The following is an 11,362-nucleotide window of genomic DNA, read 5'->3' on the forward strand; positions in this document are numbered from 1 at the left end:
AACCCAATCATTGCACAAATAAATCATTGACGTAGCTGACCAGGATTTTTTCCCGGGCTTCAGCCGGGAGTTCATCCAGCACGCCGTTGATATCCGCCATACGTTCGGGCAATCCCTGGCCTTCAAGACCGGCCATGGCCAGCAGGGCCTTAATATCGGCATCCGAGATATTTGACAGGTCTACTTCCTCCAGCCCGGTTCTGACCATCTTCACGAGGTTGCCCTCCGGAAGCCCGGCAGCAGTTTCAACAGACGCTGCAAGGTCGCTCAGAAACTCGTCTTCCCAACCGATGTTGGAGGCAGTAATGGACAGGTGGATGTGAGCCGGGGAATTGTCATAGGACAAAGCCGGCTGTATGTACCACCCGCGGGTGTTCATTTCATCTATAATATGAAATACATTGATCGTATCAGAAGTAAAGGCCACCAGGCTCATCTGTGGCTCGGCCAGAATCCGGATGCCGTCAATCTTCTCTATGCCGGCCGCAATCTTTTTAACAGCCGTCAGCTTTTTGCGTGCGATTTCCAGGTACCCTTGGTCGCCCAGGTAATTTAACACCGCCCATGCGGCTGCCATGGGTCCACCCGATTTACTGCTCTGAACGGCGTTGTTGATAATCGTGTAGCCTATCCAGCCGGAGCATGCAAATATCTGATGTCTGCGGAGCTCCTTGTTCCGGTACAACACCAGTGAAGCCCCCTTGGGGGAGTATGCATACTTGTGTAGATCCATAGAGATGGAAGATACTCCGGGCAGCCTGAAATCAAAATCCGGTACCGGCTCTCCCAGCCTTCTAAAGTAGGGCAACAGAAAACCGCCCATGCAGGCATCGGTGTGCAACCACAAATCTTTTTCCAGAGCGATGTCACTCAGCTCCGCGATGGGGTCGATGATACCCAGGGCGTAGGACGGCGCGGAACCCACCAGCATGATGGTGTTCTCCGTTATGGCCCGTTTTACCTTGTCCGTATGAACTTTGAAGGTCTGAGGGTCTACCCCGACCGTGACCACTTTTACGTCAAGGTAATGCGCCGCTTTGTGAAACGCAGCATGGGCGGTGGTGGGCAATATCATTTCCGGCTTTTTGACCGCCGGTCTTTTTTCACGATAATAGTCCCGGGCTGCTTTCACGGCCAGGATGATGCTTTCCGTACCGCCGCTGGTAAAATTTCCCACCACGTTTTGATCACCCCTCAGGTGCTGTGCTCCCGCAGCCGCAAGGTCTTTCTCCAGTCTTTGCAAACTTTGAAATACGGTAAAATCGAGCCCGTTTTCGGAAAGAAAGGCGCTGTAGGCTTTTTTGCCCACCGCCATCACATCCTTGCCGGGATCAAACACGTACCCGAATGCCCGGCCTTCCTGCCATTTTAAATCATTTTTCCTGAATACTTCCAGTTGTGCAAGTACTTCTTCCTCTGTCATTCCCTTTGCTGAAATCTTCACCATTTTCTCCTTGGAGTCATAATCCGTTGTTTTTTTTAGTTCAAATCCCAGGCCGGTTATCATTTTTATATTTGGGCACGATACCATTAACTGCGTTTATTTCAAAACAAATTTTTATTATACAGAAGCACTGCCTAGGATTAAACTTTTTTATCAGTAAGTACAAACAGAGAAAAACAGTTCTTTCGCATCTGTTCTGGTATAGGTTCATGTGAAATTTAAAAATCAACTTTTGTTTATTCCGGGAGTGTCTGTTTTATAAATAGTATTTCTTTGCCATTTATGCTATACTTATTTTTAAAAGAAATATTAATATTTATATAATATAATCAGGTGAATATGACATGAAAACAATGAAGGCGCTTGTAAAAGCAAAACCTGAAGAAGGCTTATGGCTTCAGGATGTTCCAATCCCTGATATCAGTTATAATGACGTGCTGATAAAAATCATTAAAACGGCAATTTGCGGAACGGATGTCCATATCTATAACTGGGACAAATGGTCGCAGGAAACCATCCCCGTTCCCATGCACATCGGGCATGAATTTGTGGGAACAATTGAAAAAGTCGGTTCCCATGTGGTCGATTTTAAACCGGGAGACCTGGTTTCCGGCGAAGGCCACCTGGTTTGTGGTCGCTGCAGAAACTGCCTGGCCGGGCGACGTCACTTATGTATGAACACAAAAGGGGTAGGGGTAAACAGACCGGGTGCCTTTGCCGAATACCTTGCCATACCGGTCACCAATGTCTGGTATTGTGATAAAAAAATCCCCCTGGACGTGATTGCCTGTTTTGACCCCCTTGGTAATGCGACGCACACGGCGCTTTCCTTTGATGTTCTAGGCGAAGATGTTCTGATTACCGGTGCCGGTCCCATCGGGTGTATGGCCACCGCCATCGCCAAACATGCCGGTGCCCGGTATGTGGTGGTGACAGATGTCAATCCATACAGACTTGATTTAGCTAAAAAGGCGGGTGCCACCTTAACCCTTGATATTAGAAAACAGAAAATTGAGCAGGCCCAGAAAGACCTCGGCATGAAAGAGGGGTTTGATGTGGCCATGGAAATGTCAGGCAACCCTTCCGCCTTACAGTCAATGATTGATAACCTGTGTCATGGTGGAAAAGTTGCTCTTTTGGGGATCATGCCTGAAAATGCTGAAATTGACTGGAACAAAGTGGTGTTTAACATGCTGACCATTAAGGGCATCTATGGCAGGGAAATGTATGAGACCTGGTATAAAATGACCAGCATGATTCAAACCGGACTTGATATTTCTCCATTAATTACCCACCAATTCCATTACACGGAGTTTGAAAAAGGATTTGAGGTAATGAGGTCCGGTAAATCAGGAAAAGTCATACTTGACTGGAGTTAATCCCGAAGGTTTATGGTATCATGAGCCGGATTGAAGAAAAAGTACAGGTCAATATCCCCTTTAGCATGCTTTGGGATTCCTATATTGAGCTGTTTATCAAAAACAGGCTGAATCCTGAAATAGGACTTGATGCCATTTCGCTGAAGCAGTTTTCTAAAGATGATTTCAAGAAAATTGCCCGTCGACTTCATAGACAGGGTTTGACCATCACATTGCATGCGCCCTTTATCGATCTTTCTCCCGGATCTTTGGATCCGGATGTGATGGAATTAACCCGGTATCGTTTTAAGCAACTGGTTGAACTGGTTCCACTTTTCAAGCCAAAAACGGTGGTCTGCCATGCCGGCTATGACTGGAAAAGGTATGGCTATTTTAAAGAAGAGTGGGTTGAAAAAAGCCTTCAAACATGGTCCTGGTTGGGTTCGCTTATCGCAGGCGAAGGCGGGCAGTTGATGCTGGAAAATGTGTATGAGCACTCACCGGAGGATATTCGTGTACTGTTTGAAAATCTGGAAAACCAGCATGTCGGGTTTTGCCTGGACACCGGCCATCAATACGCTTTCAGCCGGACTTCCCTTAAAGGATGGCTTGACTCACTTGGGCCCTATCTTGGCCAGCTTCATCTACACGACAACAACGGAAAATTTGATGACCATCTGGCCATGGGAAATGGCAAGATAAACTTTGAGGCATTTTTCAGCGCCTTAAAAGAAATTAAAAAAACCCCTCCGGTGATTACCCTTGAGCCACACCAGGATAAAGCCCTGTGGCCCAGCCTCGAATTTCTTGAAAAAGCCTGGCCGTGGTAAGGATGTTGATTCTCAAGGAAATTTATACACCTTACAACAATCCGTCAGCCTGCGTGATAGAAAATGAATGGAATCAGAAACAAAGGGTCAACCGTGGCCTTGGCCCCATTTTCTTTCCAGTTCTTTAAGATTATAATCATCGCCTCAATGCCGCCTTGGAAAAAAGGTGCTTTGGGATGGGGACGTTGAATTCAATGGATTCGGTGACAAATTCTGTTCCCTCGCCGGTTTTGAGGACATCCTTGAAAATCATGCGCAAGGGAAACCAGCGATGGCCTATCCGTGAGAAATCCTTTAAATCGACTTTCTTCAGCAATTTTCCGCTCTTGGCGTACAGTTCTTCTTTGAGTGGAACATAGCGCTCCCGGTCGACCCACATGGTTCGTGAGTGGTAGGCCACATCGGTTTTCTTTGCCACCAGCCGGACCACCCAGCATGAACGGTTGTCGATGATTTCCGTTCCGGTTAAGTTCGCGTCATAGACTTCCAACAAACGGGGGTTTTCCATCATGTCTTCATAGGACAGGTCGGAACCCATTACCGACTGCCGGAGCATATGCCCGGATATTTTTATGATCCTGTCGGTGGCGGGAGAATATATCCAGAGCCGATCCTCCAACTTCAACATTTTTGTGCCCTGTTCCCGCGCTGGAGCAAGATACTCGGTAAACGCCCTTCGGTCGCCCTGGGTCCATGATTTGGACTGTACAGTTCTCGTATTGCGGCGGTTATGGATGATCATTTTTGAAGTGACCACGCGGGTTTCGGAGGATATATTTTCGTCCACCTTCTTAATAATCATCGCCCCGGAAGGAGTTTCCGCCTGCGCGGTCGCATTCAACAGCAAAAACGCGATACATAATAATTTTTTCATGTTTCCAGTTCCTTGAAAAGTTGCGCAGTCTGCCGCCTATAGATGCCAATGCCGGATAAGGCGGCACCCAGAACGGTGGAGAACATACCAGGTATAAAACCGATGTAAAATGATACATGGGTGATTTCGGCGCGTACGGTATTCGACATCATCATGGTTGAGTTCTTCATCATGGAACCGATATCCACGCCGTGGACCTGAAGATACCAGGCCGACGCGAGGCCGAGGGCAGTTCCAATAATGGAACCGGTAATGCCGACGAACAGGGCTTCAATAACAAGGGATCCATACACATGGCGTTTATCCTCACCAATTGCCAATCGAAGGCCCATTTCACCGTAACGGCGCAGACCGCCGATCAACCCCACGTTCCATAACACGATGGACATAGCAGCGACGAAAATGCCGGATGCGATGAACGAAAAATAATTGGCCATATCCATATATTCGCCCAGACCATTCTGATCCCGCAAGGCGTGCATCACCGGCGCATAAATATCGTCGGAGGCAGCGAATTGTTTATTAAACACCTGTGCGACCTGAATGGCCGCTGCATCATGGTAAAGCCCGTCTCTAAAATAACCGAGCAGCTCACCGGCTGCATTTTTCATATCCAGTGCGCGGCGGATATCGGCAATATCTATCACAAGGGCGCCTCTATCCATTGCAGCTACACCGAAGCGAATCGTGCCGGCGATGGTGAAATTCTGCATACTCATGCTGCCATTCATGGTGGTGCTCAGCAACGTGGTTGTATCACCGGGATTTACCTTGAGCTTGTCGGCGAATTCCTCACCGATAAGTATCTCGCCGGATTTGACGGGCAGCCGCCCGCGTACAATGGACTTTCCAATATTCAAGGTTTCAATTTCCGGGCTTTGGGTCGACAGCAAATCTACCGCAAGACCGGCGGCCGGGCCTTGCGCGCGGGTTTGACCCTGTTCATCCGGTATGTCCAGCAGACCGCCAAAGCGGATGCGGTCGACCCATACCATGTCAGAGTGGGTGTCGCGCAAGGTGAATAGCAGTTCCTCGACGCCCATTAGCGCCAGGTCGTTGGGTATTTGGGATTTATTTTCCGCGTAGGCCTTGCTCATGATTTTCACATGTCCGGTGGAAAAGCCGGCATTGGAACGCACCACATCGCCCATCGCCCCTTTTAGCCAGGTTTGCAGAAAGACGGTCAGCATCACGCCGATGCTTACGATCAATACCGGAAACAGGCTCCGGGAAGGGTCACGTAACAGGCCTTTGAATAGAAACCGTATCATGCCAGCTTCCCCTTTATGGCATCGGTGGGGTTCAGTTTGGTGATTCTGCGTGTGGGCATAAAGCTTACAATGGTAACGGCAATCAGCACGATGAGTGTGGTACCGATGACCAGGCCTGCGCTGTAGACGGGGTATATCCTTTCGGCAATGGCAAGGCCGAAGCTGTCCGCTGCCTCCGGCATGGCAAAACCTCTGACCGTCTGTAGGCTTAATAATGGAATTCCATACACTGCCGCAAATATGGCGGCAAGAATACCGTGCATGGCTCCCTCGAAGGTAAACAGACGGATCACCGCACCGCGGGTCATGCCCAGGGCAATCAGCGTACCGATTTCCCTGCTGCGGCGGAAAATCGCCAGCACCTGTGTATCGAAAATGGCCAGTAATGCTAAAGAGAGCAAAACGATGTAAAAAATATAGCCGCCGGCTTTTTTCATCCGAATCATATCGGCGAGGTCCTGCGATAGAAAATTACGATCGCGAAATATCCAGCCTGGCAGCAGATCTGTTTTTTTTGCCGCTTTACTCGTGACGATGATGGTGGCCTCACCGGGCATCTGCATCATCTTTTGCAGACGTTTTATCGGCAGCCATAGCTGGCCCTGTTCAACCGTTGCTACAGTCGTTTTCATGATGCGCACGACTTTTGCCTCGGCAGCATCAAAGGTACCATTCGCATCTCGCCAGCGGACGGTGAATCGATCGCCCATGTTCAGATTGGCGCTTTTTGCCATTCGGGTGCCGATGAGCACAGGAATTTCAGAGATATCAGTTTTTAGATCTGCCGTTGGTAGCTTAAGCACCGTTTGACCGGGTTCGATCCCCTTGAGAAGGCAGCTTTGCATGCGTCCCTGCGGGTAAATGGTCGCCTGGGCAATGAGAATGGGTGCAACGGGTTGACCGGTGTGGAATCCGGTCAACGATGCAGGCACGGTTGCATGGCTTTCTTCAATGGAAAAACTGTCATACGGATCATACTGCTGGTGCCAGTATTGCCCGCTGCCAATTTCCCATTCGATCATGTCGCGTAACGCCTGCCGGTTCCACCCGTCCAGAAAGCCCTGCTGCCAGATGATAATCACGTAGGCCATGGACAGAACGATGATGTTCAGCCAGGTGCGCAACTTTGCACCCATCAGGTTACGGTAAGCCAGCTTGGGAGCAATCATGTGTGACCTCCCCCGGCTGTCGATGGCAGATTTGCCAGGTGCACCGGATGCTCGACGAGTTCGTCACTAACGGCCTTGCCGTCGTTTAACGTGATCTTGCGACGCAGATAACCGATCACCTTCTCGTCGTGGCTGGCAAAGATAAAGGTGGTGTTAAACGCTTGGTTCAGTTTTACCATGGTCTGCAAGATGTGATGCGAATTCTTGGCATCGAGGTTGGCGGTGGGCTCGTCGGCCAGAACGATTTTCGGCGATTTGACCATCGCACGTGCGATGGCGACACGCTGACTTTCACCACCGGACAGTTGGGCGGGACGTGATTGGACCTTGTCGGTTAATCCAACGGCGTCCAGGGCATCCAATACCGCTTTACGCCTTTCTGTTGCAGGCATCTTGAGCAGCAGCAGGGGAAATTCGACGTTTTCAAAAACCGTATACACCGGCAACAGGTTGTAGGTCTGGAAAATAAATCCAAGATTCTGGTTACGCAATCGAGCCGCCTGTCGGTGACTCAGTTCGCCGATAGATTGCCCCAGTACAACGGCACTTCCTTCCGTGGGCGCATCCAGTGAGCCGATGATGTTCAACAGCGTTGTCTTGCCGGAGCCACTGGGTCCAATCAGTCCGGCGAATTCACCTTTTCCGAAGGTCAGGTCTATGCTTTCAAGAGCGGTAAATTGGCCGCCGCCGATGGAAAAACGCTTCACCAGGCCGTTGATCGACACAATTGCAGAATTAGTCATAAGTCAGTCCTTTAAATTTAACCATTATTCATTTCAGTGGTTAAACACCAGCATAAGCTGTGCACCGTTACCCGAGAAACTGTTGGCCGTTGTCGTATCCTGGGCTATGGAAGCCCGGTCCGGGTTCCGAAACGCACTCACATGTATTTGCCAATGATCATAGGAGCGTCGCCAGGTAAGAAATCCCGACCAGTCATCGTTTTCCCAGTCGTAGTATACAATGGCCGATACGGTATCGAGCAAGCTCAGAGGATAGTCGGCTGACAGGGCTGAAATGGATTGACTGTCCCCGGAGCCGAACAGGTTTTTCGTTTCAACGCGCATAAATTGCTCCAAGAGAAGATGCGGTCCATTGCCGATATCAAAGGTGTAATCCGTGCCCACCGTGAGAAGCTTTTGGTAGCGAGACTCCGGTACGTCCAGATCCTGACGGGTCACCGTGCCCTCCAGCCACAGGCCGACACCGACATCCCATTTCCCATCAATTCCGATACGCTGTTCCGAAAAGTTACCCTGATCAGGATACTGCGCGCCAAAACCGGTGCCTTCCGGGTTTACCCGTCGATGGTGATAAGAAAGTCCCATTTCGCCCTCGGGAGCCGGTACCTGTACACGTCCGCCAAACTCAATTTCCCGTTCATAGCTGGGTAACCTTTCCCAGCCTTTGAGGTCATCGTTTCCGTATAGCCCCCACACCCAGATATTGGCGTTGTTCAGAAAATAGTACCGACCCAGCAGGCCGTATACGCCATCGGTCAACTGCAGGGGATCCCTCGGGTCAATGCTGTCGAACCACATTAAAGGCCTTAGCAGGGTAGCAGAACCAAAGTTGATTTTCTGCAGGCCTGCACGCAGTTCGTATTGCGATGAAGATAAGCGTACCCACAGACGATAGGAATCCATCTCCGAGTCGCTTTCAATATGGTCCCAGTCATCGTCGTACCAGCTGAACCACTGGGCTTTGACTGCCGCCTCTGCGCTTATTTCGTAGGTTTTCCAAAATTGTCTGGCAAAAGACAGTTCGGGTATGTACCGCAAACCGACTTGCGCATCGTCGCGCTTTACCGTTCCCCATGCAGACATCTGGCCCGAAAGATCCACTGTCTGGGCGTGAGTGGATACACACCAGGTGATAAGTAAGGCGCTTAACAGCAGAATTTCACGAAATCTGACCAGGCAAGCCTCCAATCTGCAGACTTTTAAAAACATGCTGAATGCTACTCATGCTTATAGCATGGCTCAGCATGCACCCTCTTCCTGAAAATCTAAAATCATGCACTTTGCTTTATACACAATTTTTATATAAAGTTCCATTTAATAATTTTATGGTCAAAATACTGTATTCTCTTATTTTGGAATGAATTTGAATCATGATGTAACTACCAAGTTTTCACGACTGCATTAATTATTCTAATGTTTTCAAGGTGTAAAACCATCTAAAAATAAAAATATGACTTGTCCAGTACAAGATTTAATGGTACTTAACTATAAACCATATTACGATGAAGTGGCTTAATCTGCTCGTTATGTCATTAACGCAAATCATCATCTATGAATGGAAATAAATAGGAGTCTTTTATGCCCAATCAAGATGTTAAAGAAATGTTGCATATGCATCAATTTTACACAGAAGAGGCTCGCCATCAACGAAGCATGATGTGGGAAACTGTAAAATGGTTTACACCAATTTTAACCCTAATAGCTGGCGGGTGGGCGAAATACTATATTGATGAATATTTGCCGTGCAAAAATTTTTCCATCTGGTTACTATTGATAACCTTTTCGATCTTAGGCATATGCTTATGCATTTGCTGTATTTTACTTTTGAGATCCTTTTACCGCACTAACCTTAAATATATTTCGATGTTTGCTAAGGTTGAAGAAGAAATTGAATTTGACTTAAAAGAAAGAGGAGATTCAAAATATTTTCCAGGAGATAAGCATTTTACTTGGGAGAAATGGCGAGATGAAAGACGGTATGGAAAGAGGAGTTCAAAACAAAAAGAGGAAAATAATTTAAATGCAAAACAATACACAAGTGTGGATTATCTTAATAATAAACTTACTGGAATTGGTTGGAAAAACCTATTCAAAAAAGTGACGATTTTAAGCCTAATGCAATCAGTATTTATAATATTTGGTCTTATCTTTCTTGGTTCTAGTTTACTATTGATTATAAATATCTCGACATAACATGCTCTTTCAGCGGAATTAAACAAAAATTTTCGTATAACAGCTGCATACACCCAACCATGCCCGCTGTTTGTTCCTAACTTTGGGCATAGCGGGTGATGTCGGCGACATCCAAATTGAAAAGATAAAAAGTTGGTACATAATCCATACAATCGAAAATTATTTTTTATACTTGCAGTAGTATTTATTTTGCTTGCTAAGGAGGCCGGCTTGGCAGACGAGTCGAAGTATCATGAATTCGTTAAGAGGATTTCAAATGAAATTATAAAATTGAAGAAAATGTATCCTCAACTTAAGGAATTCTCCATTAATAAGAACGTTGATACTGAAAACCTAAAGATTGACTATAACTACCATACCCACAAGTCTGAACGCACTGGTGGTTGGACATCCGGTGTGCCAAATCCTGACACAGATGGGATTTGGTTTTATATTGACCTTCATGATAAGGATTCAACAGCACAAATACACACACAACCTATTACGGGGACTTCCCTACAATTTGGCAATAGAAGTATATGTTTCCTTATTCTCGAAGGTGCAGCAACTAAATCGGTGTCAGGTAAAATTACATCAATACTTAAACGGAACGGTGCCAAAATAGCACAGCCATAATAAACCGGGGATAATAAATATTTACGGCGGATATTTTTCGTCGCTATGCTCTTCAAAACACCGCTGAAACAGACGATAGCAATTTTATCAGATATACATACGTATGGATATAATTTTACAGGCCTGGGGAGGATGTTTTTATCTTTTAAATAAGATCTTTTTTGCTCTTGCGGAAGGGAAAAAACAAAAAACCAAGAGAAAGCTAAAAATCTTAGGATGGTTTGTTTATATATTAGGTGTTCCAGCATGGGTGATTATTCTTATCAGCAAGCACGACTGGATAGCAGCTTCAATAGAGGCCGGAGGGCTTCCTTCAATGCTGTTTGGGCTATTCACTGCATATCAAAATGCAGACTCTCCAAATAAATTCTTTGATTTAACGGCTTCATTATTTACATATGGTTTTTTGATTATTGGCGTTTGTTATAGCCTGTATGACTATGGAGGCATCACAGCAGCGACCCAAGTACTTGAAATAGGCGTAATGATCGGCTTCCTGACAGGAAGCTACTTATTGGCCAAGAGCAATTTATACGGTTGGGTATTTTTCATGCTCATGAACGGAAGTATGGCCGCGTTGATGATAATTCAGTACAAACCACTTTTAACAATTCAGCAGCTAATTTCGCTGTGTTTTGTAATCTATGGTTTCGCAATTTCACTTAGATCGAAGCGGCATAATGCTAATCCTTCAAGGGCGGCGGGCGAATTCCATGGGCGTTGAAAGGCTGAGATGACTTTTTTTAATATAACCCCAATTGAGCGAAAAAAAGTAGTAATAACCATCTAAAAAAGCTGGAAAAGCCTTTAGAATAAGGGTATACAGATGGTGACGAAACCAAAAACCCAAATTCTGAAAGGCTTT

11 protein-coding genes are annotated in these 11,362 nt (G+C 46.8%); 5 read left to right on the top strand and 6 right to left on the bottom strand.

Annotated elements, in window-relative coordinates; all coding sequences use genetic code 11:
* Positions 1–7: 7 nt before the first annotated feature.
* Positions 8–1,447: an aspartate aminotransferase family protein gene (locus SWH54_14695; GenBank protein ID MDY6792508.1), complete on the bottom strand. Its 1,440-nt coding sequence runs from the start codon at positions 1,445–1,447 to the stop codon at positions 8–10.
* A 350-nt stretch (positions 1,448–1,797) separates the two neighbouring features.
* Here SWH54_14695 and tdh point away from each other — a divergent pair, with 350 nt between their 5' ends.
* Both tdh and SWH54_14705 read left to right on the top strand, forming a co-directional pair.
* Entirely contained in the window at positions 1,798–2,823 is a 1,026-nt protein-coding gene (gene tdh, locus SWH54_14700; GenBank protein ID MDY6792509.1) for an L-threonine 3-dehydrogenase, read from the top strand.
* Between the two features lie 20 nt (positions 2,824–2,843).
* Positions 2,844–3,632, top strand: coding sequence for a sugar phosphate isomerase/epimerase family protein (locus tag SWH54_14705; protein MDY6792510.1), 789 nt, complete (start codon positions 2,844–2,846; stop codon positions 3,630–3,632).
* A gap of 136 nt (positions 3,633–3,768) precedes the next feature.
* Here SWH54_14705 and SWH54_14710 read toward each other — a convergent pair whose 3' ends face one another.
* The 5 genes from SWH54_14710 to SWH54_14730 are packed head-to-tail and all read right to left on the bottom strand — an operon-like array spanning position 3,769 to position 8,898.
* Positions 3,769–4,506 carry an outer membrane lipoprotein-sorting protein gene (locus tag SWH54_14710; protein MDY6792511.1) on the bottom strand — a complete coding sequence of 246 codons (738 nt, stop codon included), beginning with the start codon at positions 4,504–4,506 and terminating at the stop codon, positions 3,769–3,771.
* Positions 4,503–5,777, bottom strand: a complete 1,275-nt coding sequence (locus SWH54_14715) for an FtsX-like permease family protein (GenBank protein MDY6792512.1) — start codon at positions 5,775–5,777, stop codon at positions 4,503–4,505. The genes SWH54_14710 and SWH54_14715 overlap by 4 nt, the downstream gene beginning before the upstream one ends.
* Positions 5,774–6,946, bottom strand: a complete 1,173-nt coding sequence (locus SWH54_14720) for an FtsX-like permease family protein (protein ID MDY6792513.1) — start codon at positions 6,944–6,946, stop codon at positions 5,774–5,776. Before SWH54_14720 ends, SWH54_14715 begins: the two co-directional genes overlap by 4 nt.
* The gene (locus SWH54_14725) at positions 6,943–7,689 is read right to left on the bottom strand and encodes an ABC transporter ATP-binding protein (GenBank protein MDY6792514.1); all 747 of its coding nucleotides are present in this window, start codon (positions 7,687–7,689) and stop codon (positions 6,943–6,945) included. Before SWH54_14725 ends, SWH54_14720 begins: the two co-directional genes overlap by 4 nt.
* Before the next feature lie 33 nt (positions 7,690–7,722).
* Positions 7,723–8,898: a hypothetical protein gene (locus tag SWH54_14730; GenBank protein ID MDY6792515.1), complete on the bottom strand. Its 1,176-nt coding sequence runs from the start codon at positions 8,896–8,898 to the stop codon at positions 7,723–7,725.
* Between the two features lie 369 nt (positions 8,899–9,267).
* Between SWH54_14730 and SWH54_14735 the strand changes: the two genes are divergently transcribed.
* The 3 genes from SWH54_14735 to SWH54_14745 all read left to right on the top strand — a co-directional run bounded on the left by SWH54_14735 (position 9,268) and on the right by SWH54_14745 (position 11,221).
* Entirely contained in the window at positions 9,268–9,882 is a 615-nt protein-coding gene (locus SWH54_14735) for a hypothetical protein (protein ID MDY6792516.1), read from the top strand.
* Between the two features lie 210 nt (positions 9,883–10,092).
* The gene (locus SWH54_14740; GenBank protein MDY6792517.1) at positions 10,093–10,497 is read left to right on the top strand and encodes a hypothetical protein; all 405 of its coding nucleotides are present in this window, start codon (positions 10,093–10,095) and stop codon (positions 10,495–10,497) included.
* A gap of 103 nt (positions 10,498–10,600) precedes the next feature.
* Positions 10,601–11,221: a hypothetical protein gene (locus tag SWH54_14745; protein MDY6792518.1), complete on the top strand. Its 621-nt coding sequence runs from the start codon at positions 10,601–10,603 to the stop codon at positions 11,219–11,221.
* Positions 11,222–11,362: the final 141 nt, after the last annotated feature.

This window comes from Thermodesulfobacteriota bacterium (assembly GCA_034189135.1).
Lineage (GTDB): Bacteria > Desulfobacterota > Desulfobacteria > Desulfobacterales > JAUWMJ01 > JAUWMJ01.

What these genes read in the sequence shown, in the direction of transcription:
- SWH54_14695 (MDY6792508.1), bottom strand. Translation starts at nt 1,447, where the DNA reads ATGGTGAAGATTTCAGCAAAGGGAATGACAGAGGAAGAAGTACTTGCA.
- tdh (MDY6792509.1), top strand. Translation starts at nt 1,798, where the DNA reads ATGAAGGCGCTTGTAAAAGCAAAACCTGAAGAAGGCTTATGGCTTCAG.
- SWH54_14705 (MDY6792510.1), top strand. Translation starts at nt 2,844, where the DNA reads ATGAGCCGGATTGAAGAAAAAGTACAGGTCAATATCCCCTTTAGCATG.
- SWH54_14710 (MDY6792511.1), bottom strand. Translation starts at nt 4,506, where the DNA reads ATGAAAAAATTATTATGTATCGCGTTTTTGCTGTTGAATGCGACCGCG.
- SWH54_14715 (MDY6792512.1), bottom strand. Translation starts at nt 5,777, where the DNA reads ATGATACGGTTTCTATTCAAAGGCCTGTTACGTGACCCTTCCCGGAGC.
- SWH54_14720 (MDY6792513.1), bottom strand. Translation starts at nt 6,946, where the DNA reads ATGATTGCTCCCAAGCTGGCTTACCGTAACCTGATGGGTGCAAAGTTG.
- SWH54_14725 (MDY6792514.1), bottom strand. Translation starts at nt 7,689, where the DNA reads ATGACTAATTCTGCAATTGTGTCGATCAACGGCCTGGTGAAGCGTTTT.
- SWH54_14730 (MDY6792515.1), bottom strand. Translation starts at nt 8,898, where the DNA reads ATGTTTTTAAAAGTCTGCAGATTGGAGGCTTGCCTGGTCAGATTTCGT.
- SWH54_14735 (MDY6792516.1), top strand. Translation starts at nt 9,268, where the DNA reads ATGCCCAATCAAGATGTTAAAGAAATGTTGCATATGCATCAATTTTAC.
- SWH54_14745 (MDY6792518.1), top strand. Translation starts at nt 10,601, where the DNA reads ATGGATATAATTTTACAGGCCTGGGGAGGATGTTTTTATCTTTTAAAT.